Genomic DNA, 22,531 nt, shown 5'->3' on the forward strand with positions numbered 1-22,531 from the left:
ATCGCAACCGCCTTTTTGGTGTATGGCGTAAAAATTCCCGCAGCACGCGCCTCCATGATCCGGAGAGACGCACCGAAAGCAGTCAAAATCAGGAAAAAAGGAAGTGGAAAATAATTCTCAGCCGACGATGGCGAAGGCATCCCGCGTGGCGCCGGAGGCGTTACGGACGGGCTTCTGGCCTATCCATTGCACGTGACGCTCGAGGACAGGAGCGGCGTTCTCGATATTGCCCTGACGCAGAAAGGTCAGGATGGCGCGGTGATCATGATCGGTGCGCACTTCCCATTCCGACCGCCAACTGGCGAACAGGAACCGGGCACTGGCCGCATGCAGATCGCTGATCGCTGCAAGCAGCCGCGGCATGCCGCAGGGCGTGAGAATCAGCGTGTGAAAACGCCGGTTTGCCTCTTCCCAGGAGCGGACATCGCGGGAATTGTCACCCGCGACCGTCGCTTCTTCAGCCTGATCGAGGATCGCAGGCGTCAGATGCGGTGCCGCGTGGCGAAGGGCTAAAACCTCAAGCGCAGCGCGCATCTGCGCAACTTCGCGCACTTCCTTCAGATCGAAGGACGCGACCCGCACGCCCCGGCGTGGCTCGCTGACCGCAAGCCCCTGCGCCTCCAGCCGCCGGAAAGCCTCGCGCACGGGCACATGACTGGTCCCGAACTCCTCGGCAATATGGTCCTGGCGCAGCTTCGTACCCGGGTCCAATTGTCCGGTGACGATCCTGTCGGCCAGGATGCGGCTGATGCGGCTGGCAATCGTGTCTTCGCTCGCTGAGGTCATGTTTTATAGATAATTTGCCGGGGCGGCGCTGTCGAGGGCGCGCTTGTAATCATTGAACATCTTCACAGTCTTGCGACGGGCAGAGAGCAGCGGCCGGACGACGGCGCACCAAACGGCCCTTGACGCTTCGTCCAAAACTGTGCCTAGATTGGCACATTCACCAGGGGGGTCCCGACAAGGGGCTGAGATTCTGCTGGCGCGAACGGTGGCTTTTGCCACCCTCAAGCAGCGCAGTGACCCGTTGAACCTGATCCAGTTCATACTGGCGTAGGGACGGTGCAAGCGCTGCGACGACTCGGATTCCGTGTGCGGATTCGCGTCAGCGTCTTTTCATCATTCCGGCTCTGATGACTGGGTCTCCAACTTTGGAGCCTCAACCATGACTATTGCCGCCAAGAACCTCACTCCCACCGTTACCACCGGCCCGTTGCCGGCCTCCCGCAAGGTGCATATTCCGGGCGAACTCTACCCGGATATCCGCGTTCCCATGCGCGAAATTGCCGTGCACCCGACCTCTGGCGAACCACCCGTCTCCGTCTACGACCCCTCCGGCCCCTACACCGATCCGGCCCATCTCGTCTCGATCGATGCCGGCCTTCCCCGGCAGCGCCAGGCCTGGGTCACCGCCCGCGGCGATGTCGAGGCCTATGACGGCCGGCACATCAAACCGGAAGACAACGGATTTGCCACCGGTGAACGGCTGACGCCGGAATTTCCGATCCGCAATCATCCCCTGCGTGCCAGAAACGGCAAGGCCGTCACCCAGATCGCCTATGCCCGCGCCGGCATCATCACCCCGGAAATGGAATATATCGCCATCCGCGAAAACCTTGGCCGCAAGCCGCCGGAGGGTGCGCTGGTGCGCGACGGCGAGAATTTCGGCGCCAGCATTCCCGATCACGTCACGGCCGAATTCGTCCGCCAGGAAATCGCCCGCGGCCGGGCCGTCATCCCGGCCAATATCAACCACCCGGAATCCGAGCCGATGATCATCGGCCGGAATTTTCTGGTGAAGATCAACGCCAATATCGGCAATTCCGCCGTCACCTCGTCGATGGCCGAGGAAGTCGAGAAGATGGTCTGGGCGACGCGCTGGGGTGCGGATACCGTCATGGACCTGTCGACCGGCCGTAATATCCACAATATCCGCGAGTGGATCATCCGCAACTCGCCGGTCCCGATCGGCACCGTGCCGCTCTATCAGGCGCTGGAAAAGGTCAACGGCATCGCCGAGGACCTGAATTGGGAGGTTTATCGCGATACGCTGATCGAGCAGGCCGAGCAGGGCGTCGATTATTTCACCATCCATGCCGGGGTGCGGCTCGCCTATATCCCGCTCACCGTCAACCGCGTCACCGGCATCGTCTCGCGCGGGGGCTCGATCATGGCCAAGTGGTGTCTTCATCACCACAAGGAAAGCTTCCTCTACGAGCATTTCGACGAGATTTGCGACATTGCTCGCGCCTATGACGTGACCTTCTCGCTCGGCGACGGCCTGCGTCCCGGCTCGATTGCCGATGCGAATGATGCCGCACAATTTGCCGAACTGGAAACGCTTGGCGAACTGACCCAGATCGCCTGGGCGAAAGATTGCCAGGTCATGATCGAAGGCCCTGGCCATGTGCCGATGCACAAGATCAAAGAGAACATGGACAAGCAGTTGGAAGTCTGCGGCGAAGCGCCATTCTACACGCTTGGACCGCTGACGACCGACATTGCCCCCGGCTACGACCACATCACCTCAGGCATTGGTGCCGCGATGATCGGCTGGTTCGGTACGGCGATGCTCTGCTATGTCACACCGAAGGAGCATCTCGGCCTGCCCGACCGCAACGACGTCAAGGTCGGCGTCATCACCTACAAGATCGCCGCCCACGCCGCCGATCTCGCCAAGGGGCATCCGGCCGCGCAATTGCGTGACGACGCCTTGTCGCGCGCCCGCTTCGAGTTCCGCTGGGAAGACCAGTTCAACCTGTCGCTCGATCCGGAAACGGCGCGTTCCTTCCACGATGAGACCCTGCCGAAGGAAGCCCACAAAGTGGCGCATTTCTGCTCGATGTGCGGGCCGAAATTCTGCTCCATGCGGATTTCCCACGATATCCGCGCCGAGGCGCAGAAGGAGGGGCTTGAGGCGATGGCCGCGAAATTCCAGGCGGGTGGCGCGCTCTATATGCCCCTTAGCCCGGATGGCACCGTTGTGCCAGCCGGAGAGTGACCATGCGTATCCTCGTCAAAGGGGCCGGCGTTGCCGGCCTCACGGTCGCCTGGCAACTCTACCGCCACGGATTCGAGGTCACCATCCTCGAACGCGCCGAAAGGATCGGCACCGGCGCGTCAGGCTTTGCCGGCGGTATGCTGGCCCCCTGGTGCGAGCGGGAAAGCGCGGATGAACCCGTGCTGACACTCGGCCGAGTGGCCGCCGACTGGTGGGAGGCTGCACTCCCCGGCCATGTGCAGCGCTGCGGCACGCTGGTCGTCGCGGGCAGCCGTGACACTGGCGAACTGGACCGGTTTGCCGGCCGCACCACCGGCTGGGAGTGGCTGGACGAAGCGGCGATTGCGGCACTGGAACCGGACCTCGCCGGCCGTTTCCGCAAGGCCCTGTTTTTCCGACAGGAAGCCCATCTTGATCCACTGCAGGCATTGTCCGCGCTGACCGGAGCGCTGGAGGAAACGCGTATGCGTTTCCTGTTCGGCGCCCGGGGCGTCCCAGCGGAAGCCCATTATGACCGCACCGTCGATTGCACCGGCCCGGCACAGATCGGGTTGCTTCCCGATCTTCGCGGCGTGCGTGGAGAGATGCTCCTACTCGAAACCGGCGAGATAAGCCTTTCCCGCCCCATCCGCCTGCTGCATCCACGTCACCCGATCTATATCGTGCCGCGCGGAAAGAACCGTTTCATGGTCGGCGCGACCATGATCGAAAGCGATGATGCCGGCCCCATCACGGCCCGCTCGCTGATGGAATTGCTGAATACCGCGTATGCACTCCACCCCGCCATTGGCGAGGCGAAGCTTATCGAAACCGGCGCGGGCGTGCGCCCTGCTTATTCCGACAACCTACCGCGCGTAACCGAGGAGGGGCGCACCCTGCATGTGAATGGCCTTTACCGCCATGGCTACCTGCTCGCCCCCGCCATGGCTGGAGAGGTGGCACGGCGTCTCCTTGGAGAACAAAGACAAAGGATGGCTTCATGATTTTCATCATCAACGGCGAGGAACAGCAGGTCGCGGCGGCAACACTCGCCGACCTGCTGGCTGCTCTCGATTACGAAGGCGAATGGCTGGCGACGGCCGTTAACGGTGAGCTTGTGCATCGCGAAGAGCGTAGCGGATTTCCGCTCGGTGAACGCGACCGGATCGAGATCCTGTCGCCGATGCAGGGGGGCTAATGATGTTGACGCTCTACGGAACCTCGGTATCTTCGCGCCTGCTGCTCGGCACCGCCCGGTACCCCTCTCCCGCCGTTCTCGCCGAAGCGGTTCGGGCATCGAGAACCGATATCGTCACGGTGTCGCTGCGCCGGGAAACAGCGGGCAGCCGCACCGGCGGCGCCTTCTTCGAGCTGATCCGCACGCTCGGCGTCCGGGTTCTACCGAATACAGCGGGCTGCCATACTGTTTCCGAAGCAGTTTTGACCGCCAAGATGGCCCGCGACTTGTTTTCCACCGACTGGATCAAGCTCGAGGTGATCGGCAATCATGACACGTTGCAGCCAGACGTCTTCGCGCTGGTCGAAGCGGCCCGCATTCTGAGCGGTGAAGGCTTCAAGGTCTTTCCCTACACCACCGACGATCTTGTCGTGGCGGAAAAGCTGCTCGATGCGGGTTGCCAGGTGCTGATGCCCTGGTGTGCTCCCATCGGCTCGGCCATGGGTCCCGTAAACCTGCCGGCACTGCGTAGCATGCGGGCAAGCTTTCCCGAGGTGCCGCTGATCGTCGATGCCGGTATCGGCCGGCCATCGCATGCCGCCACCGTCATGGAACTCGGTTTCGACGCCGTTCTGCTGAACACAGCCGTTGCAGGAGCCGCCGATCCGGCTGCGATGGCCGCCGCCTTTAGCGGCGCGATTGATGCGGGCCGCATAGCATTTCACGCCGGCATGCTGGAGCCGCGCGACATGGCCGTTCCCTCGACGCCCATCATCGGCAAGGCGGTGTTTTCATGAAGCTTGATCCCTTTTACCTGATCGTCGACAGCGCCGACTGGATCGATCGCCTCGTGCCGCTCGGCGTCAAGCTCGTGCAGTTGCGGATGAAAGACAGCACCGATATTGAGCTGCGAACGGCCATCCGACGCGCCAAAACGGTCTGTAGCGCCCACGGTTGCCAGTTGATCATCAACGACTATTGGCGCGTTGCAATCGAGGAAGGCTGCGATTTCGTCCATCTCGGTCAAGAGGATCTCGCCGAAGCCGATGTCACCGCCATTCGCGCCGCTGGGCTCAAGCTCGGGCTCTCCACCCATGATGCGACCGAACTGGAGACGGCGCTTGCGGCTGCGCCGGACTATGTGGCGCTCGGGCCGGTCTGGCCGACCATCCTGAAGAAGATGAAATGGGCGCCACAGGGGCTGGAGAAAGTGCGCGACTGGAAGACACGCGTCGGCGCGCTGCCGCTGGTGGCGATCGGCGGCATCAATATCGACCGGATCGACGGCGTCTTTGCCCATGGCGCTGATAGCGCCGCTGTTGTCACCGACATCATCCTCAATGCCGATCCGGAAGCGCGGACCCGTGAATGGATTGCACGCACGGCGCGTTTCCGGTGAGGGCGTTTCGATGAACCACGTGCCCCACGTGCTTGTTGTCGCCGGCTCGGATTCGTCCGGCGGCGCCGGGATCGTGCGCGATATCGAGACGCTGGCCGCCTTTGGCGTCAAGGCTTCGGTGGCGATCACCGCCGTCACGGTTCAAACACATAAAGGCGTCGAGCATATCGATGCCGTTCCACCCGACCGCGTGGCGCAGCAGATGCGTGCCGCGCTATCGGCCAATCCAATTGCCGCCATCAAGATCGGCATGCTCGCAACCGCAGAGACGATTGCCGCTGTTGCAACGGTGCTTGCGGACAACCCCGGCATTCCTGTGGTTCTCGACCCGGTTCTGGTTTCGACGTCCGGCCGCACCCTTCTTGCTCCGGCCGCGACGGCCGCGTTACGCGATCTTTTCACGGCATGTACGCTCATCACGCCCAACCTGCCGGAGCTTTCAGTGCTGGCGGCATCGATGGTTGCCACATCGCCCGGCAGTGTGGGTGACCAGGCCCGGAGCCTCTTGAGGGTTGGAGCAAAGGCGGTTCTGGTCAAGGGCGGACATGCCGGTGGCGTGGAAGCCATCGATCTGCTCTTCCAACCGGACCAGATTGATCGATCCTTTGCGTCCCCTCGCCTCGCTGCGGCGATGCGCGGCACCGGCTGCATGCTCGCCAGCGCGATTGCCGCGCGCCTGGCCTTTGGAGACCCGCTCGCGGCGGCAATCGCCCAGGCCAAGGCCTTCGTGCATGGAAAGTTCCGCGAAACGTGAACAGCCATTTACCCGCCGATCTGCGATGATCGCAGGCGAAGAAATACCTTGGGCTGCATCGCTCCATCCTCTTTTGCTAATCTTTCTTAGGGATAGCGCTTCGGACGCGCTATATTTCGGAGGTGAAGACCGTGGTGGAGAGATTCGCGCCGATGCCGCATGACATGAATGGTAAGAGTAACCAGCGTGTAGAAACCGACGACGAGCAGCCCTTCTTCGATCAGCTCCGCATGATGCAGCGAGCCTTTGTCGCCTCGCCCGTCCGCAAGACCATCATATGGCTCTCAATCGGGATCATTACCGTCATATTGGCGACTGCGGTCGGGCAGATCTTGCTGAACCGATGGTACAAACCATTCTACGATACGCTCGAGCGGCGTGATCTCTCCGCGTTTCTAATGCAGTTCATCACCTTCGGCCAGATTGCCGGTACGCTGCTGATCCTCAATGTGCTGCAAACCTGGCTCAACCAGTGGATCCGGATCAAATTGCGTGAGGGGCTGACGCTCGATCTGATCGGCGAATGGATGAAGCCGGCGCGGGCCTTCCGCCTTGCCAATGCAGGCGCCATCGGCATCAATCCCGATCAGCGCGTGCACGAGGACGCCCGTCATCTCGCCGACCTGACGGCGGGCCTTACCATCGGCCTGTTCCAGTCGGGCATTCTGCTTGCCAGTTTCGTCGGCGTTTTGTGGTCGCTTTCGTCCGGCTTCATTTTTCACATTGGCGGCTATGATCTCAATATTCCCGGCTACATGGTCTGGGCGGCCTTCCTTTACGCCGGGACCGCTGCGGCCGTGAGCTGGGTGGTCGGACGCCCGCTCGTCAAGATCAATGGCGACCACTATGCGCGGGAAGCCGCCCTGCGCTTCTCACTGATGCGGGTCAACGAACATATAGAAGCGGTGTCACTGTCCTCCGGCGAGGCCAATGAAAAGCGCCGTCTCCAGCGTGATCTGGCCTCGGTTCTGGAAATCAGCAACAAGCTGATGATGGCCCTGACACGGCTGACATGGGTCACGTCAGGCTATGGCTGGCTTACGGTCGTCGCCCCTATCGTCATCGCAGCCCCCGTCTATTTCAATGGTGATCTCAGTTTCGGCGGCCTGATGATGGCCGTTGGCGCGTTCAATCAGGTGAACACGTCGCTACGCTGGTTCGTCGACAATATCGACAGCATCGCCGACTGGCGGGCAACGCTGCTTCGGGTCGCCGCCTTCCGCTCCGCAATCCTGATGACCGACGAACGGCACGAAAACGACAAGCGCATCGAATTTGCCAAGGCTGAGGGTGACCGCCTGACCATCGACCGCCTGGAAATCGCCCTCCCGTCCGGCTGCATCAAGCTCGCCGACCAGCATATCGAAATCGGGCCCGGCGAACGCGTTCTCGTGACCAGTGATTCGGATGTGGAAAAAGCGCCATTCTTCCGGTCGCTGGCCGGCCTCTGGCCATGGGGACACGGACGCATTGCTCTACCCGGCGGTGACAACATCGCCTTTGTGCCACGAACACCCTATTTCTCACCCGGGACGCTGGAGGAAGTCCTCAGCTATCCCGAAAATCCAGGAAAATTTAAAAAATCCGATCTGGTCTCGGTGCTGTCCAAGGTCGGTTTGAGCAAGCTGCAAAACAGCCTCGATCAGGACATGCGGACAAGGCTGAAACTCAACGAAGTCGAAATCAGGCTTCTGGCCATTGCCCGGCTGGGACTGCACAAACCGGGCTGGATCATCATTGACGAGGCGCTCGATACCCTGGACCGCGATGCCTACCAGCAAGTCCTAACCTTCATGGAGCAGGAGCTGGGCAATGCGGCTATCGTGAACATCGGCAGGGTGGCATCCGGCAACCGCTTCTTCACACGCGTATTGCAACTGCAGGGCAGCCCGGCAGGCAAGGCCATCCGTTTGCTCAGACCCAAAAGCCTTCGCGCGGACAATCCTGAACTGGCGGATTGAACTGACTGCGTGCGCCAACGCAAGCCAGCTTTTGAACTTTCCCCCTTCAAGAAGACGAAGGGGGAAAGCGGGACGATTTAGTTGACGGCTGTGAGCGTCACCGATGTGCCGCCAGCAGCAAGGTTGAGGCCGAGCTGGCCCGTCACGCTGATGGTCTGGAGGTGGATCGAGCCGGACGTGCCGCCCACGAGGACATTGGCGCCGACGCCCGCACCGACCGTGGCTTCAACACTTGCGCCCTGGTAGAGACCGCTGAGCGAACCCTGATGGTAGCCTGCCGTCGGCGCAAGCACCGCCCAGACAAGCTTGCTGCGCGTCGTGAAGCCGAGGTCAACGCCCATCTTCCTGACAGCGCCGGTATAGTGGTCTGTGCGTTCCTTGCCGACTGAGGAATGGAACGTGCAATCGATTTCCTTGGCCGAGCCCAGAACATAGCCGGCGCCACCGCCAACCTCGCATTCGAGGTAGCCGATCTTCACGCCGCCACGCACGTCGCTCTCTTGATAGCTGGGAGCCGGTGCGCCAGTTGCCAGATCGGCAGCCTGAACGGCAATTCCGCCCGTCAAGGCCAGGGTCGCGGTGGTGAGCGCCAAAGCAAGTGTCTTTTTCATCATTCTTTCCTTCTCAAACCGGGGCCGGTAGGGCACGCAGCCGTTCAGTCGATAGATTCATTCACGTCATCGAGTGTTTCGCAGCGATCCCAGCTGGCGCAATGAAGGCGAGACAGGCTGGAATCGGTTGCAGATGACAGGCCTTCAACTGTTTACCGGTTATTAGGACATTTCGAAGGCAGTCCCGGCAGCCCGAGCGGTACGCCCACAGACGCTGGCTGCCCGTCACCAAAATCACACAGAACCGGGCCGCTCCCTATGAAAAAACGAGATTGCTATGGGAGGGGATGGTGAATGCGTTCTGGCACGCCAACACTGATGCCGCATCTGGCGCTCTGGGGAGCTCTATCCCCGCTGACTGACGCTTTGCGAACGCAACGCCAGGTCAAAATGAAAACCCCGCCACCACGATAGCGATGACGGGGCAAATCAAGCGTCGAAACGCTTATTCTTCGATCGTGTATTCGCCCAGCTCACAGAGATCCTGTGTGTCGGTGGTGACGTCGAGATCATCACCCTGGAATTCGAAGCGCATATCGTACTTGCAGACGTCGCGGCCGTCGGCGATGGTGATTTCCATGGTCTCGCCCGCGCCAAGCGCCTGGCTGCCGAAGATATCGTCTTCCCACTTGTCGACGCCGACCGGCGAAGCGTGGAAATTGTTGAGCACCGATTTCGTGCCGTTCTTCAGCGTGAAGACGAGGTCTTCCGCATGAGAGGCACTGGCTGTCAACAACACCGCAGCGGCGGCAACGGCGATTTTCATTCTCTGCATTTTCTACTCCCTAAAGCCCAATCGGCTGCAGGCTTTAAAGCGCTCCAAATGTGAATGCGGCATGAATGAGGCAGGTGTAATTCGGCCCACCCTAATGCGCGCATCGCGATTAATTTTTGACAGTAATCACCCTGAAGGAGCAAGCGCCTCGACGCACTGACAACCAATCAACTCATTGTTTTCACATGAAATTACTAGGAATTCATGCTCATTCCCAGCAATCTCCCGGACGCGCTTTCCCTGTGAAAGTCACGCTGCGCCAGCCGCCAATGACGATTCCAGCCCCATGAACATGCAAAACACCCCCAAAGATGGCGCAGCCCGATTAGTCACTTCTGTGCAGCGCCACCCACAAAGCAGCAGAATAGCCTCCACAGACCGCCAGTTGGGTGGACAGCGGACATGGTCCGATAGCTCCGGACATCATATCAAGGAGCCATCCCGTGTCACGATCCATCGCTCGATGCCGCGGCCATCGAGATCTGCTCAACGCATCGGAGTGGACGTGTTGCACAGCGGCCGCCGTGGAGAACGACGCTACCTGGCTGCAGCCCGCTGCTTGTCGGCGTGTTTCAGTTCGTTGACGTCGTGCTGCAGCACGAGCGCCTGCAACACGGGATGATCCCAGATCGTTTTGCCCTGCGGGGCCTGCAAGGGCTCGACATCCAGCGGGAAGGCATCAATAAGCTTCTGCGCATCGAAGGCCCTTTCTACCCAGGCCCGATCGATTGCGGCCATCAGGTCTTCCCAGTCGGTCGGTTCACGATGGGACTGCGTATAGACCGGCAACTCGGACATGCCGAGCCCCCGATAGAGATCGATCACCCGCGTATCGAGGTCGCAGCTGTCATCGAGCTTGCGCACGTTCAATCCCTTATGAGGACCGTGCGTTGGAAAGTGCAGGCACGGGATACCGTAGCTTTCTGCGAAGACCATGCCGTGCAGGCTGGTCGAGACGATCCGGTCGCAAGCAAGAATCTCGTCGATCTTGTCCTTGATGGCATTCATCCCGATCGGCGTCACGGTGTTGATGAGATGGACATGGTCGTGCAGATGCTCGGGAATGCCGTAGCGCAAAAGGTCCGGCTTGACGTGGGTTTCCGGGTCGCGGTCGGAAAGCTCCGAAAGATGGACGATGACGCCAAGTTTCCACTTCTTGACCGGCGCAGGATTGTAAAAACGCGGAAGCAACCAGACAGGATCGCCATAAACCCCGACCGTTCCTTCCGGTTTTCCTGTCAGGAGTTTCTCCGAATAAGGACCGCGCGTCGCCGTAACATGAAAGCCGGCCTCGCCGGCCACACTGAAGCGGCGGCGATCTTCCATCGGCGCGCTCGGATTTTCCCAAAGCGAGGCGCCCGTCCCCCAGAACCAGACCTCGCCGCCGGCAAAGCCATGACCGATTGTTCCGACGCAGGCCATGCGCAGCGATTGCGATTTCGACGGAACGCGCTCGATGTCCCGGCCGGACAGAAGCGCCACCATGACAGCGCTGAGCGCATCACCGACATTCAGGTAATCCATCGTCGACGTGGATCCGGCCCAGGACAAAGGAACCTTGCCATGACGGCGGGTGTAACGCGCAAGATTATTGGATTTCTTGCCGGATGCACGATCCATCAGCGCATTGAAAATCGATCTCACCAGGAATTCCTCTGCAACACGGCCTCGCAAATGGAAGCTAATATACGGATGTCAGCCAGTATACAAAAATGGGACGATTGAACAGTTCATTCGTATCCGCACGTGACGACGCAGCGAACTCCGGGTCGTCCAGCACTCACCGTGCGCGGCAGAGTCAGTATGCTTTCTTGCAAGAGTATTTCGTGTGATGTCAGTTGACTATCGCCGTTCAGTGAATAAACATTTTGGCACAACCGGAGATATGGCTGTGGCGTTATTTGAGTATGTTCAGGATGGTGAAGTGAAGAAAGCTTCTGGGAGTTTCTTCAGAGGGGGACATACGAACTTTCACCCGACCAACAACTCCTTTTCTCAGCCGGACTTTATTGATGAGTATGTGATGAAGGGCTGGGAGCCGTCATCAAAGTTCGTTACCAAGGACACGCCCATCGTCGCGTTCGGTTCGTGCTTCGCCGCCAACATCAGTAACTATCTGCACAATCGTGGCTACACCGTTCTGACCAAAGGGGACAACAAGGCGTACATTACGCAGATGGGCGATGGCATCGTCAACACCTCCGCCATCCTCCAGCAGTTTGAATGGGCTTGGCTGAACAAGATACCCAAAGGAGATCTGTGGCACGGCTTCAAAGCCCAGGAGTTTGGCTATGAGGAGAGTGTCAGGCTGGACACCAAGGCACTCTTGGATAGTGCAGGGCTGTTCATCATCACGCTTGGCCTATCGGAGATATGGTACGATGAGGTTACCGGAGAGGTTTTTTGGAGAGCCGTACCGAAAGATCGCTACGACCCGGGCAGACACAAATTCAGGGTGGCGACCCACACCGAAACCCTTGCCAATCTTAAGGCCATCCATTCGATAATCCGGCAATTCCGGTCGGACGCTCATATCGTTTTTTCAGTTTCCCCGATTCCTCTGACGGCGACCTTCCGGCCGATCTCCTGCCTCACAGCCGATGCCGTCTCAAAGGCTGTCATTCGGGGAGCATTGGATGAATTCCTGCGAGGACACGGGGATGATGACCGACTTCACTATATGCCCAGTTACGAGGCAGTGACCCGCCTTTTCAATAACCAGTGGGAAGTCGATCGTCGTCACGTCCAGCCCCACATCCTGGATTTCAACATGCAGATGTTCGAGTCCTTCTACTGCACCCCAGGACTCTCCAAGGATTCACTGACGAAGACTTTCAAAGCCGCCATAGAGGAAGACTTGAAGATCGGGATGAACGGTCAAGAGAGCGATGGCTTGACCTATTCCGAAATCAGGCGGCAGAAGATAGAGGAAAGGCGGGAAGCCCGCCGTCAAGCGAGAATAAGGGAAAGAGTGTCGGCCAGAGCCGACGCCAAGCGGATGCTTGTACGGAAGGCAGCCGCCCCAGGAAAACCCCAATCCAAGATAAAACGCGTTGCAGGAATCCTTTCCAAGGTCGCTATTGGTCTCTTGGCACTTCAAGGCGTTGTGGAGCTGGTAACCTGAACAATCCTGTTCCAGCCGCCCTGCACCGAAGATGGACTTCGCACGCAATCCAAGACTACGCTTGCCGAAAGCTAGACAGTGGCAACAGCATTGCTGTGTTCCAGAGGGTTTATCCACGAAGAATAATGGTGCTGCTAGAGAGATTTGAACTCTCGGCCTCTCCCTTACCAAGGGAGTGCTCTACCCCTGAGCTATAGCAGCATCGTGCGCTGGATCAGTGTTTGTCCGGCGCGAGCGAGGGCCTATTGCCATAGCTTGTTGCGGAGCGCAAGCAGCAAATCGAAGTTTTCACTGGATGGCGTGTTCGAAAAACACGCCGCTCTTCCGGAGTGCTTGGTTTTGCGGTATCTGAGCGGTCATGCAAGATAATAATGATCAGACACGCAAACACGCTGCAACGCCTGCTGCGCCAAGCAAGCTCGAAGCGGGCAAGCTTGAACCGGGGCATGAGGCCGAGCGGCAGGCCGAGGCACGACGCGAGCGGGCGGCAAAGACGCTGCGCGACAATCTTTTACGGCGCAAGCAGCAAGGACGGGCGCGCCGCGCCGGGGCGGCCGACGAAACATCCGGCCTGCCTGCCGCAAAAACGGACGAATCGGCTGAATAATCCCCCGCCAGCACCATTGACCGGATCCGGGGGCGGATCGCCGGTGGTTGGCGAAGTCATTGTTACGTCCAAGACCACGCCGATGTCGACGGGGCCTGCGGATTAGATCATCCAGACTGTGTGGTGTTGTATCTGCATATCTCCGAATGCGGCTACACCGCCTTTGTTCAATTCGCTTCTCATTTCACGGTGCATCCTTTATGGAGACGCCAATCTCTTAAAAGTCCGGACTATCAGGAAAGGCGGGCGGCGCCCGTAAGGTACCCTATGGATCGCATCAGAATTACCGGCGGCAACGAGCTGCGCGGCATCATCCCGATTTCCGGCGCCAAGAACGCCGCGCTGCCGCTCATGATCGCGTCGCTTCTGACCGACGATACGCTGACGCTCGAAAACGTGCCACATCTGGCCGATGTCGAGCAGCTGATCCGCATCCTTGGCAATCATGGCGCCGACATCTCCGTCAATGGCCGCCGCGAACGCCAGGGCGAAGGCTATTCGCGCACCATTCATTTCACGTCGCGCAACATTGTCGATACGACCGCTCCTTATGAACTGGTCTCCAAGATGCGCGCCAGCTTCTGGGTCATCGGCCCGCTTCTCGCTCGCGAAGGCAAGGCCCGCGTCTCGCTGCCGGGCGGCTGCGCCATCGGCACGCGGCCCGTCGACCTGTTCATCGAGGGCCTGACGGCGCTTGGTGCCAATATCGAGATCGACAGCGGCTACATCAATGCAACGGCCCCAAAAGGCGGCCTGGTCGGCGCGCGCTATGTCTTCCCGAAGGTTTCGGTCGGCGCTACCCACGTGATGATGATGGCGGCGACGCTTGCCAACGGCACGACGGTGATCGGCAATGCCGCACGCGAGCCGGAAGTTGTCGATCTCGCCAACTGCCTCAACGCAATGGGCGCCAAGGTTTCTGGTGCTGGCACATCGACGATTACCATCGAGGGCGTCACCTCGCTGTCGGGCGCACGCCACCGCGTCCTGCCTGACCGGATCGAGACCGGCACCTATGCCATGGCTGTCGCCATGACCGGCGGCGATGTCGTGCTCGAAGGCACCAATGCCAAACTGCTCGACACGGCGATCGAAGCGATCCGCCGCGCCGGTGCCGAAATCACCGAGACCGAAAGCGGCCTTCGCGTCGTGCGCAACGGTGGCGGCATCAAGCCTGTGGACGTGGTGACTGACCCCTTCCCGGGCTTCCCGACCGACCTGCAGGCCCAATTCATGGGCCTGATGACCAAGGCTGCAGGCACCTCGCACATTACAGAGACGATCTTTGAAAATCGTTTCATGCACGTACAGGAACTGGCCCGTCTCGGCGCCAAGATCACCCTGTCCGGACAGACGGCGAAAATCGAGGGTGTCGAGCGCCTGAAGGGCGCCCCTGTCATGGCGACCGATTTGCGTGCATCCGTATCGCTTGTCATCGCCGGTCTGGTGGCCGAGGGCGATACCATGGTTTCGCGCGTCTATCACCTCGATCGCGGTTTTGAGCGACTGGAAGAGAAGCTGAACAATTGTGGTGCGCAGGTCGAGCGCGTCAGCGACTGATCCGGCCTTTCGAATCCGCGTCCACGGTTGCGGATTCGACGCTGGCGTCCTATGTCCTTTCTCATGATGACGGTGGCCTCTGGCTGCCCAGGCAAGGGATGATTGGCATGGACGGTTTGAAGCTGATGGCGCTGGATCAGGAAGATCTGGAGATCGTGTCCGCCCATGTGCAGGACGCGGTCTTCAAGGTTTCCGGCCTCGATTACGCGCCGCGCTTAAAACAGTTGTCCTTGGTCATCAATCGCTTCGTCTGGGAAACGGCCGAAGGTCGCGGCAAGTCGTTCGAGCGCCGCCGCAGCCTGCTCGCCTTCAAGCGCGTCACGGCCGTCCGATCAATCGGCTTCAGCCGCAAGGACGACGAGAAGGTGCTGTCGCTTCTGGCCATCCAGTTCGAACAGAACGGCGAAGGGCCGGACGGAACCGTCGAGTTCATCCTGTCCGGTGAAGCCTCGATCATGCTCGATGTGGAATGTATCGAGGTTCAGCTTGCAGATACCGGCGGTGCATGGGAAACCGGTTTCAAGCCGCGCCATCCCGCCGGCGCCTGATATCCTGACCGCCGGCCCAAGAGGGCCGCGCATCTCTGCCGACCGCGCATAAGGACGTTTCCATTGGCCATCCGTCTCGACTATCTGACCCCGGGCTTCGAAGCCGAATTCGCAGCCTTTCTGACGACCAAGCGGGAAGTGTCCGAAGACGTCAACGCCGTGGTCAAGACGATCATCGATGACGTTCGTCTGCGCGGTGACGTGGCGCTGGCCGAATACACAAGGAAATTCGACGGCCTCGATTTCGCTGTTACCGGCATGGCGGTGACGGCGGACGAGATTGATGCCGCTATCAACGCCGTTCCCTCCGAAGTGCTGGGCGCACTTAAGGTCGCCGCCGTACGCATCGAGGCGCATCACGCCCGCCAGCGGCCCAAAGACGATATTTACGAGGATTCAATGGGCGTCGGCCTCGGCTCGCGCTGGACGGCGATCGATGCTGTCGGTCTCTATGTGCCGGGCGGCACGGCGAGCTATCCAAGCTCGGTGCTAATGAATGCGCTGCCGGCAAAGGTTGCGGGTGTCGAGCGCATCGTGATGGTCGTTCCCGCCAATGGTGGCGTGATCAATCCGGCCGTTCTCGCCGCCGCCCGCATGGCCGGGGTCTCGGAAATCTACCGTATCGGCGGCGCCCAGGCGATTGCGGCCCTTGCCTATGGCACGGCAACCATCGCCCCGGTCGCCAAGATCATGGGCCCGGGCAATGCCTATGTCGCCGCCGCCAAGCGCCAGGTGTTTGGCGCTGTCGGCATCGACATGATCGCTGGCCCTTCGGAAGTGCTTGTGATCGCTGACCGCGACAATGATCCGGACTGGATCGCCGCCGATCTTCTGGCCCAGGCCGAACACGATGTTGGCGCCCAGTCGATCCTGATTACCGACGACGCAGCCTTTGCGGCCGCGGTCGAGGCCGCGGTCGAGCGCCAGCTGCGCACCCTGCCCCGGGCGGAAACGGCGAGCGCCAGCTGGCGTGATTTTGGTGCCGTAATCCTGGTGCCTGATTTTGACGTGGCCGTGCCGCTCGCCAACCGCATTGCCGCCGAACATCTCGAACTTGCCCTCGCCGACGCCGATGCGATGATCCCGAAAATCCGCAATGCCGGTGCGATCTTCGTTGGTCGCCACACGCCGGAAGTGATCGGCGATTATGTCGGCGGCTCCAATCACGTGCTGCCGACCGCACGCTCCGCCCGGTTCTCCTCCGGCCTCGGCGTGCTTGATTATATGAAGCGCACCTCGATCCTGCGGCTCGGCGCCGACCAGCTGCGCGATCTCGGACCGGCCGCCATCGCGCTTGCCCGCTCAGAAGGCCTGGAAGCCCATGCGCGCTCGGTTGCCATCCGCCTCAATCTCGGGGGCGAGGGATGACATCCAGCCACCGTCTCTGCGATGTCCTGCTCGACGAAACCATCGGCCGCTCGACGCCCGATGTCGAGCATGAACGGGCGGTTGCGATCTTCGATCTGATCGAGGAGAATTTCTTCGAGCCGGCCGGCCACATCGGCGGCCCCTACCGGCTCAAACTGTCTCTGGTCGATTCCAAGCTGGTTTTCGCGATTACCACCGAGACCGACGCGGGGGTTGCCACCCATATCCTGTCGCTGACACCGTTCCGGCGGATCGTGAAGGATTATTTCATGATCTGCGAAAGCTATTACGAGGCGATCCGTTCCTCAACGCCAAGCCAGATCGAAGCGATCGACATGGGGCGGCGCGGTATTCACAATGAGGGCTCGCAGACGCTGATGGACAGGCTGTCGGGCAAGATCAAACTCGATTTCGATACGGCGCGGCGTCTGTTCACGCTGGTGTGTGTGCTCTACTGGCGGGGATGACGGTGACGGTCGCTGCTTCCCCCAACAAGCCGCAGCGGAGCGTCAAATCGCCGGGATCGGTGCTGTTCATGTGCGGCATGAACGCGATCCGCTCACCGATGGCGGAAGTGCTGGCAAAGGCGATGTTGCCACAAGGCACCTATGTCGCGTCGGCCGGGGTTCGCCCCGGAGAGCGCGATCCTTTCGTCGATGTGGTTCTGGAGGAGATCGGGCTGACGGCAGGGCGGCACCAGCCGCATACGCTAGACGAACTGGAAGACGACTATTTCGATCTTATCGTCACGCTGGCGCCCGAAGCGCATCATGCGGCACTGGAACTGACGCGGTCGATGGCGATCGATGTGGTCTACTGGCCAACGCCGGATCCGACGGTGGCCACCGGCACCCGCGAGCAGATCGTTTCGGCCTATCGCGAGGTTCGAAATCACATTGCCAGCCTGCTCAAGCATCGTTTGCTTGGACAAATGCCGGATAAGATGGCATAGGGCGCTGACCAAACCGGAAAATGAAGCCGCTGCTGTTCACAAAACCGCGGCGATTGTGTAGTTTCCGCCAAATTTTTAAAAGGCGCGGCACGCGCCTCTACCGAAGCACAGAAAGACATATCCTACATGGCGAAAGAAGAAGTCCTCGAATTCCCGGGCGTCGTTACCGAATTGCTTCCCAATGCAACGTTCCGCGTCCAGCTCGAAAACCAGCATGAAATCATTGCCCATACGGCTGGCCGCATGCGCAAGAACCGCATCCGCGTTCTCGCCGGCGACAAGGTCCTGGTTGAAATGACGCCTTACGACCTGACCAAGGGCCGTATCACCTATCGCTTCAAGTAAGCGCAGTGCGGCCTCAGCCGCAAACTCGAGATCGATGGCCCTGTTGCGATGGCATTGACACATAAGCTGATCCTGGCTTCCGGCTCGCCGCGGCGCGTCGAACTGCTTGCGCAGGCAGGCATCGAGCCGGCGCGCCTGATGCCGATGGATCTCGACGAGACACCGAAGCGCACCGAGCATCCGCGCTCGCTCGCCTGGCGGCTGTCTGCCGAAAAGGCCAAAGCTGCGCTCGCTGCCATCAAGGGCGAGCCCGGCTGGGAGGGGAGCTATATCCTCGCCGCCGATACTGTCGTGTCCGTCGGCCGCCGTATCCTTGGCAAGCCGGAACTGGTCAGCGAAGCCTCAAGCGCGCTGCACCTTCTGTCCGGTCGCAGCCACCGCGTCTATACCGGCGTCTGCCTGATCACGCCGGACAAGACGGTGCGCCAGAAGGTCATCGACACCAAGGTTCGTTTCAAGCGCCTTTCCAGTCACGACATCGACAGCTATCTGGCGTCCGGCCAGTGGCGCGGCAAGGCAGGTGCTTATGGCATCCAGGGCATTGCTGGCAGCTTTGTCGTCAAGCTGGTGGGCTCCTACACCAATGTCGTCGGCTTGCCGCTCTATGAGACCGTCAGTCTGCTTTCAGGCGAAGGCTACGACGTGCATGACAGCTGGATGAAGGGCTAAGGCCATGAGCTCAGACGAAACCAAGGGCGCCTCCAACGTGGCGCCACTGCGCAAGACCGTGCCCTGCCCCGAGTGCGGGCGCCCGTCGCACCGCGAACACTACCCCTTCTGCTCTGACCGCTGCCGCAATGTCGATTTGAACAGATGGTTGACCGGCTCTTATGCGATTCCAGTCGCCGACGATGAATCAAAAGCCAACGGCGAGGATTGAGAACGCCCGGATTTTCGCGGGATATCCGTTGTTTTTCAATTATTTGCATCAAATGACATTTTCCTGTCGAAAAAACGTCATTTGGTGCTGGACACCGCCGAACAAGATGTTATAACCCCGCTCGCTTCCGGGGCGAAACCAACGCCCCACGGTTCTGAAAGCGGAACCATTGCCCGCAAAGGCAGGATGCCCGGATAGCTCAGTTGGTAGAGCAGCGGATTGAAAATCCGCGTGTCGGTGGTTCAAATCCGCCTCCGGGCACCACACTTTTTCTAGCGAAATCAAGTGGTTATCTTATTTCTTGTCCGAGAGACAAATTGGGTTATCGTCAACATTTTTGACTTTATACCCCGTTGATACCCTTTTTGACGACAACGTAGACCCTGTGTGAGCTTGTCAACAGGTTGGTGACCACAGGCGAGAGTTCAGATCGGCTCGCGCTATTTCCAGTACGAGCCGATGGTTTGATTTATGATCTCAGTCGTTTTAAAGCTGCGTCATCACTGGGAAATGGTGCTTACAAACTCCGAATAATTCAGCCAGCTGGAAGGGGTGGCAACTCCCTCGATTTCGGATGAGACGATTCTGAATTGAAGCTGCGACCGAATTTCTTCGATTTCGCTTTCAAGTGAAACTATGAGGAGACGGTTTCCACGACTGCGTTTGTCGAAACGCTTAACATTTGCCTTGTCGGCTTCATACTTAATCATCCAACGAATGCGAAGCACGCCAGACGTCACGGTCCCAGCGTTCCTGTCCTCGTTGTCGAAGGAAGTGGTCAGAGCTACTGCCCGAGCCGCTGCCATCAAATGTTCGTCGCCAAGTGCTAGAAGTCGTGGCGAAAACACGAAGCCTAAATACTTGTGGGACATTGCGAGGCGGGCAGCGTCGTTGCCGTCACGCATCTCTTGTTCATTTTTGGGTTTGTTGATGGTCAAGCGGTTACTCCTGTATGTTGAACCGCATACCCAACTAGAGAGTCCGGCAAGGGGTTTACAAGAGCGCCCGTCAAATTATTTCATAGATTTCCTCCGCATCACCTGGATCGCGCAGCCCCTTGAAGCTAGAATGTCGCAGCTTGCCGTCGGCCGTCCACGCACGAAATTCAATCTCCGCCACGAGTAAAGGCTGCGTCCAAACAGCCGCCGTCTTCTTCCCACCAATAGCGCTTACGGGCTTGTCAATAACGATCTTGTCCAGCTGCTTGCGGAGATCAGTTGCTGACCGCTGATTGAAGCCTGTGCCGACCCCGCCAACGTAAGTCAGCTTGCCGTCCTTCATCGCGGCCAGCAGCAACCTACCGATCCCACCGAATGCGTCAGTCGAGCGCTTATAGCCAATGATCGCGAAGCCCTCGGACTGAATGCATTTGATCTTGACCCATTCACCGCCGCGCCCTGATCGGTATGGCTCGCCCCGGCGTTCAGCGATGATACCTTCCAGACCGTGCTCGGTGGCCACTGAAAAAATCGCTGGCCCGTCACCTTCGATTTCTTGCGACAGGCGTATACCGCCATTTGAGTCAGCCGGGATCAAATCCTCCAGGAGATGGCGACGACTTTCCTGTTCAAGCCCTTGGAGATCATGGCCATCGAAGTACAGAAGATCAAACGCGATCAAGATAGCCTCTTCAGCGGTCCGTTTGCCGGAGCGACCGCCCAGAGCCTGCTGGAGGGCGTTGAAATCAGATCGCCCCATCTCGTCGAGGACAACGGCCTCGCCGTCAAGGATGGCCGTCCCGACCGGCAGAGCCTTGGCTGCAGCCGCGATGGAAGGAAACCGGTGGGTCCAGTCATGGCCGCCACGTGTGATAATGCGGACGCGTCCGTGATCGAGGTGGACGGCCAGACGATAGCCGTCCCATTTGACCTCGAAAATCCAATCCGATCCAGATGGAGCTGACGATTTCAGAAGCGCGAGACACGGTTCAATTCGATCCGGCATTGGGTCGAACGGAAGTGTCGGCTGGGCGGGGTCGCGAGGGCGGCGGCGGCCACCCTGGATATCGGGTGCCGGGGTTTCTCGAAGTGGGATTGAGCGCGGAGCGCGAGGACGCTTGACCATCCACGTATCGAACCAGCATTTGCTTAAAATGGAATGAAATGGCGGGGCGAGCGGAAAGGATTTGAACCCACGACCTCCTTGTTACCAAGGCGCTCTAACCTGACTCGGAGCTACGACAGCGCCCCGCCACTCTTTTGAAGCCGGTAGTTCCGGCCTTGATGCGGCCGCAGCCGCGTGCGGGAAACCCGCCGCGTTGACGCGTGCCCTCGCTCGCTCGCAGGCGATGATTAATTGTTCCCCGGTCGGCGGCATAACGCAACCGTGCCGGGATAAGTTTTCCGGCGAGATCGTCGGCCGTGGTGGGCGTAAGCTTGTGCACCTATTCGAAGATGGTGCGCTTCGTGAGCAGCTCCGCTTCCTTGAAGTCGCCCGTAGCAGTATCGATCCTCACGTACAGTTTCAACGTTGCGCGACTTCTTGATGACTCGGTCGCGGTCGTGAAGTATTCACCGTCACCTTCATCCACGTCTGGATCGTCGTAAATGTAGTCAATTGTCGCACTCAAAACGCACGGCACATCGAGAATTAGCGATAAGGATTTGTTGTCTATCGCCGCCAGGCGGTAACCATCAATTGCTTGAACCTCATCCACGAACACTTCTCGAACGGTACCGTCCGTCAAATCGCCGTAGTAGATACCTTCGACGAATCCCAATTGGTCGTGCAGCGCGGCAACAAGCTGATCGTCAAAGTGGGGAGTTTCGAAGATCGCCTCGACCATTGGCTCCAAGTCGATATCAGCCTCAGCGGCGCACGATGCCAAAAGGTCATCAATGGAGGCTAGAGGCAGTAGCGTAGGATGCGAGGCCGCTGCTGCTCGGAGAGCACTGTCGCCGCTGATTACGTACATCGTGATCCCGTGCCTTGAACAGTAGTCCGCTAACGCCTCGACGATAAAAGCGTCAGGAAATTCTTTGCTGCCTCTATTGGTGAAGGGCGCTTCCCCAGCAAAATATTTCTCGAATATCCTGCGCGGGGCAATTTGCATGGCAAGGATGTGGTTTGATGATAGCTCGCTCACCAGGACCTCTAGAACGCCCTTCCACAGCGCTTGGGTAAGCTGCGACGCGTCAAGCCGTGGAAGCTCCGGAAAGTCGGTCGTTAGTTGAGACATCCTGCCGAAATCGCGTCTTAGTTTATTCAACTGCCCAATTTTCTCAGTGACCACTTCTCCGATCTGTCTGGCGACTTCTGCAAAGGTGATGTCAGTTGTATGAAGAGAGAGACGCCCCGCTTCATGGTATTCCCCGAATGCCTTGAATTGAGAGTTTCGAAGGTTGAACCCCGCCCGCTTGTAAACCTCGGTGTCAAAAAACACATGGCGGGTCTTTAGTGGTTCGGCTTTCTGATGTGTCGGTTTGGAACTCAATTTGCACTAACTCCTGCTACTCGGCCAACAGACGATATATTGACTCTGGGCTCAATA

At 59.4% G+C, this 22,531-nt stretch carries 24 protein-coding genes, 2 tRNA genes and 1 riboswitch; of the genes, 18 read left to right on the plus strand and 8 right to left on the minus strand.

Translation table 11 applies throughout. The features are described from left to right. Positions 1–117: 117 nt before the first annotated feature. Entirely contained in the window at positions 118–786 is a 669-nt protein-coding gene (locus ACSQ3J_RS05115; protein WP_060500341.1) for a GntR family transcriptional regulator, read from the minus strand. 152 nt (positions 787–938) lie between these two features. Continuing rightward, positions 939–1,078: riboswitch (TPP riboswitch) on the plus strand. Positions 1,079–1,165: 87 nt separating this feature from the next. On the opposite strand from ACSQ3J_RS05115, the gene thiC reads away from it, so the two are divergent. From thiC to ACSQ3J_RS05150, 7 genes are all read left to right on the plus strand, one after another. Beyond that, complete coding sequence (gene thiC / locus ACSQ3J_RS05120; protein WP_060500342.1) at positions 1,166–3,001, plus strand: phosphomethylpyrimidine synthase ThiC; 1,836 nt, start codon at positions 1,166–1,168, stop codon at positions 2,999–3,001. A gap of 2 nt (positions 3,002–3,003) precedes the next feature. Beyond that, positions 3,004–3,984: a glycine oxidase ThiO gene (thiO, locus tag ACSQ3J_RS05125; RefSeq protein WP_436038798.1), complete on the plus strand. Its 981-nt coding sequence runs from the start codon at positions 3,004–3,006 to the stop codon at positions 3,982–3,984. Then, complete coding sequence (thiS, locus tag ACSQ3J_RS05130; protein WP_060500347.1) at positions 3,981–4,178, plus strand: sulfur carrier protein ThiS; 198 nt, start codon at positions 3,981–3,983, stop codon at positions 4,176–4,178. The genes thiO and thiS overlap by 4 nt, the downstream gene beginning before the upstream one ends. 2 nt (positions 4,179–4,180) lie before the next feature. After that, on the plus strand, positions 4,181–4,954 hold the full coding sequence (locus ACSQ3J_RS05135) for a thiazole synthase (RefSeq protein ID WP_060501334.1): 774 nt from the start codon (positions 4,181–4,183) through the stop codon (positions 4,952–4,954). Next, the gene (locus tag ACSQ3J_RS05140) at positions 4,951–5,556 is read left to right on the plus strand and encodes a thiamine phosphate synthase (protein WP_060500349.1); all 606 of its coding nucleotides are present in this window, start codon (positions 4,951–4,953) and stop codon (positions 5,554–5,556) included. Before ACSQ3J_RS05135 ends, ACSQ3J_RS05140 begins: the two co-directional genes overlap by 4 nt. A 10-nt stretch (positions 5,557–5,566) precedes the next feature. Continuing rightward, positions 5,567–6,310 (plus strand): hydroxymethylpyrimidine/phosphomethylpyrimidine kinase, encoded by a 744-nt coding sequence (locus tag ACSQ3J_RS05145; RefSeq protein WP_060500351.1) that lies wholly within the window; start codon positions 5,567–5,569, stop codon positions 6,308–6,310. Positions 6,311–6,441: 131 nt separating this feature from the next. Continuing rightward, positions 6,442–8,271, plus strand: a complete 1,830-nt coding sequence (locus tag ACSQ3J_RS05150; RefSeq protein WP_244481780.1) for an ABC transporter ATP-binding protein/permease — start codon at positions 6,442–6,444, stop codon at positions 8,269–8,271. Between the two features lie 77 nt (positions 8,272–8,348). Here ACSQ3J_RS05150 and ACSQ3J_RS05155 read toward each other — a convergent pair whose 3' ends face one another. The 3 genes from ACSQ3J_RS05155 to ACSQ3J_RS05165 all read right to left on the minus strand — a co-directional run bounded on the left by ACSQ3J_RS05155 (position 8,349) and on the right by ACSQ3J_RS05165 (position 11,301). After that, on the minus strand, positions 8,349–8,882 hold the full coding sequence (locus tag ACSQ3J_RS05155; protein WP_060501338.1) for a DUF992 domain-containing protein: 534 nt from the start codon (positions 8,880–8,882) through the stop codon (positions 8,349–8,351). 445 nt (positions 8,883–9,327) lie between these two features. Continuing rightward, the gene (locus tag ACSQ3J_RS05160) at positions 9,328–9,657 is read right to left on the minus strand and encodes a hypothetical protein (protein ID WP_112834481.1); all 330 of its coding nucleotides are present in this window, start codon (positions 9,655–9,657) and stop codon (positions 9,328–9,330) included. A 537-nt stretch (positions 9,658–10,194) separates the two neighbouring features. Beyond that, on the minus strand, positions 10,195–11,301 hold the full coding sequence (locus tag ACSQ3J_RS05165; RefSeq protein WP_436038800.1) for a polysaccharide pyruvyl transferase family protein: 1,107 nt from the start codon (positions 11,299–11,301) through the stop codon (positions 10,195–10,197). Between the two features lie 187 nt (positions 11,302–11,488). Here ACSQ3J_RS05165 and ACSQ3J_RS05170 point away from each other — a divergent pair, with 187 nt between their 5' ends. Further along, positions 11,489–12,781, plus strand: coding sequence for a GSCFA domain-containing protein (locus ACSQ3J_RS05170; RefSeq protein ID WP_436038801.1), 1,293 nt, complete (start codon positions 11,489–11,491; stop codon positions 12,779–12,781). Between the two features lie 126 nt (positions 12,782–12,907). On the opposite strand, the gene ACSQ3J_RS05175 is transcribed toward ACSQ3J_RS05170, so the two are convergent. Continuing rightward, positions 12,908–12,982, minus strand: a tRNA-Thr gene (locus tag ACSQ3J_RS05175). Positions 12,983–13,139: 157 nt separating this feature from the next. On the opposite strand from ACSQ3J_RS05175, the gene ACSQ3J_RS05180 reads away from it, so the two are divergent. The 10 genes from ACSQ3J_RS05180 (at position 13,140) to ACSQ3J_RS05225 (ending at position 19,305) form a co-directional block, all read left to right on the plus strand. After that, positions 13,140–13,388, plus strand: a complete 249-nt coding sequence (locus ACSQ3J_RS05180; RefSeq protein ID WP_060500356.1) for a hypothetical protein — start codon at positions 13,140–13,142, stop codon at positions 13,386–13,388. 267 nt (positions 13,389–13,655) lie between these two features. Next, entirely contained in the window at positions 13,656–14,948 is a 1,293-nt protein-coding gene (gene murA / locus ACSQ3J_RS05185; protein WP_060500358.1) for a UDP-N-acetylglucosamine 1-carboxyvinyltransferase, read from the plus strand. A gap of 107 nt (positions 14,949–15,055) precedes the next feature. Beyond that, positions 15,056–15,496 carry a DUF2948 family protein gene (locus ACSQ3J_RS05190; protein ID WP_060500360.1) on the plus strand — a complete coding sequence of 147 codons (441 nt, stop codon included), beginning with the start codon at positions 15,056–15,058 and terminating at the stop codon, positions 15,494–15,496. A gap of 63 nt (positions 15,497–15,559) precedes the next feature. Next, positions 15,560–16,864 carry a histidinol dehydrogenase gene (gene hisD / locus ACSQ3J_RS05195; RefSeq protein ID WP_060500362.1) on the plus strand — a complete coding sequence of 435 codons (1,305 nt, stop codon included), beginning with the start codon at positions 15,560–15,562 and terminating at the stop codon, positions 16,862–16,864. After that, positions 16,861–17,331, plus strand: coding sequence for a UPF0262 family protein (locus tag ACSQ3J_RS05200; RefSeq protein WP_060500364.1), 471 nt, complete (start codon positions 16,861–16,863; stop codon positions 17,329–17,331). The genes hisD and ACSQ3J_RS05200 overlap by 4 nt, the downstream gene beginning before the upstream one ends. Continuing rightward, positions 17,328–17,816: a low molecular weight phosphatase family protein gene (locus tag ACSQ3J_RS05205; protein WP_060500366.1), complete on the plus strand. Its 489-nt coding sequence runs from the start codon at positions 17,328–17,330 to the stop codon at positions 17,814–17,816. The genes ACSQ3J_RS05200 and ACSQ3J_RS05205 overlap by 4 nt, the downstream gene beginning before the upstream one ends. A 126-nt stretch (positions 17,817–17,942) precedes the next feature. Continuing rightward, the gene (infA, locus tag ACSQ3J_RS05210) at positions 17,943–18,161 is read left to right on the plus strand and encodes a translation initiation factor IF-1 (protein WP_037105236.1); all 219 of its coding nucleotides are present in this window, start codon (positions 17,943–17,945) and stop codon (positions 18,159–18,161) included. 48 nt (positions 18,162–18,209) lie between these two features. After that, on the plus strand, positions 18,210–18,830 hold the full coding sequence (locus tag ACSQ3J_RS05215; RefSeq protein WP_060500367.1) for a Maf-like protein: 621 nt from the start codon (positions 18,210–18,212) through the stop codon (positions 18,828–18,830). A gap of 4 nt (positions 18,831–18,834) precedes the next feature. Next, entirely contained in the window at positions 18,835–19,041 is a 207-nt protein-coding gene (gene yacG / locus ACSQ3J_RS05220; RefSeq protein WP_060500369.1) for a DNA gyrase inhibitor YacG, read from the plus strand. A gap of 188 nt (positions 19,042–19,229) precedes the next feature. Next, positions 19,230–19,305: transfer RNA gene (locus tag ACSQ3J_RS05225), tRNA-Phe, on the plus strand. A gap of 236 nt (positions 19,306–19,541) precedes the next feature. On the opposite strand, the gene ACSQ3J_RS05230 is transcribed toward ACSQ3J_RS05225, so the two are convergent. The 3 genes from ACSQ3J_RS05230 to ACSQ3J_RS05240 form a co-directional block, all read right to left on the minus strand. Further along, complete coding sequence (locus tag ACSQ3J_RS05230; RefSeq protein WP_436038803.1) at positions 19,542–19,979, minus strand: hypothetical protein; 438 nt, start codon at positions 19,977–19,979, stop codon at positions 19,542–19,544. 70 nt (positions 19,980–20,049) lie between these two features. Further along, positions 20,050–21,105, minus strand: coding sequence for a non-homologous end-joining DNA ligase (gene ligD, locus ACSQ3J_RS05235; protein WP_436038804.1), 1,056 nt, complete (start codon positions 21,103–21,105; stop codon positions 20,050–20,052). A gap of 319 nt (positions 21,106–21,424) precedes the next feature. Beyond that, on the minus strand, positions 21,425–22,474 hold the full coding sequence (locus tag ACSQ3J_RS05240) for a PIN domain-containing protein (RefSeq protein WP_436038805.1): 1,050 nt from the start codon (positions 22,472–22,474) through the stop codon (positions 21,425–21,427). Between the last annotated feature and the right edge of the window lie 57 nt (positions 22,475–22,531).

The sequence above is a fragment of the Rhizobium sp. LjRoot98 genome (assembly GCF_964252935.1).
Lineage (GTDB): Bacteria > Pseudomonadota > Alphaproteobacteria > Rhizobiales > Rhizobiaceae > Pararhizobium.

Excerpts from the sequence above, each read along its gene's own strand:
- thiC (WP_060500342.1), top strand. The coding sequence starts at position 1,166 with ATGACTATTGCCGCCAAGAACCTCACTCCCACCGTTACCACCGGCCCG.
- thiS (WP_060500347.1), top strand. The coding sequence starts at position 3,981 with ATGATTTTCATCATCAACGGCGAGGAACAGCAGGTCGCGGCGGCAACA.
- murA (WP_060500358.1), top strand. The coding sequence starts at position 13,656 with ATGGATCGCATCAGAATTACCGGCGGCAACGAGCTGCGCGGCATCATC.
- ACSQ3J_RS05135 (WP_060501334.1), top strand. The coding sequence starts at position 4,181 with ATGTTGACGCTCTACGGAACCTCGGTATCTTCGCGCCTGCTGCTCGGC.
- ACSQ3J_RS05145 (WP_060500351.1), top strand. The coding sequence starts at position 5,567 with ATGAACCACGTGCCCCACGTGCTTGTTGTCGCCGGCTCGGATTCGTCC.
- ACSQ3J_RS05140 (WP_060500349.1), top strand. The coding sequence starts at position 4,951 with ATGAAGCTTGATCCCTTTTACCTGATCGTCGACAGCGCCGACTGGATC.
- ACSQ3J_RS05170 (WP_436038801.1), top strand. The coding sequence starts at position 11,489 with ATGTCAGTTGACTATCGCCGTTCAGTGAATAAACATTTTGGCACAACC.
- ACSQ3J_RS05115 (WP_060500341.1), bottom strand. The coding sequence starts at position 786 with ATGACCTCAGCGAGCGAAGACACGATTGCCAGCCGCATCAGCCGCATC.
- thiO (WP_436038798.1), top strand. The coding sequence starts at position 3,004 with ATGCGTATCCTCGTCAAAGGGGCCGGCGTTGCCGGCCTCACGGTCGCC.
- ACSQ3J_RS05160 (WP_112834481.1), bottom strand. The coding sequence starts at position 9,657 with ATGCAGAGAATGAAAATCGCCGTTGCCGCCGCTGCGGTGTTGTTGACA.
- ACSQ3J_RS05190 (WP_060500360.1), top strand. The coding sequence starts at position 15,056 with ATGGACGGTTTGAAGCTGATGGCGCTGGATCAGGAAGATCTGGAGATC.
- ligD (WP_436038804.1), bottom strand. The coding sequence starts at position 21,105 with ATGGTCAAGCGTCCTCGCGCTCCGCGCTCAATCCCACTTCGAGAAACC.
- ACSQ3J_RS05155 (WP_060501338.1), bottom strand. The coding sequence starts at position 8,882 with ATGAAAAAGACACTTGCTTTGGCGCTCACCACCGCGACCCTGGCCTTG.
- ACSQ3J_RS05215 (WP_060500367.1), top strand. The coding sequence starts at position 18,210 with ATGGCATTGACACATAAGCTGATCCTGGCTTCCGGCTCGCCGCGGCGC.
- ACSQ3J_RS05205 (WP_060500366.1), top strand. The coding sequence starts at position 17,328 with ATGACGGTGACGGTCGCTGCTTCCCCCAACAAGCCGCAGCGGAGCGTC.
- ACSQ3J_RS05180 (WP_060500356.1), top strand. The coding sequence starts at position 13,140 with ATGCAAGATAATAATGATCAGACACGCAAACACGCTGCAACGCCTGCT.
- infA (WP_037105236.1), top strand. The coding sequence starts at position 17,943 with ATGGCGAAAGAAGAAGTCCTCGAATTCCCGGGCGTCGTTACCGAATTG.
- ACSQ3J_RS05200 (WP_060500364.1), top strand. The coding sequence starts at position 16,861 with ATGACATCCAGCCACCGTCTCTGCGATGTCCTGCTCGACGAAACCATC.
- yacG (WP_060500369.1), top strand. The coding sequence starts at position 18,835 with ATGAGCTCAGACGAAACCAAGGGCGCCTCCAACGTGGCGCCACTGCGC.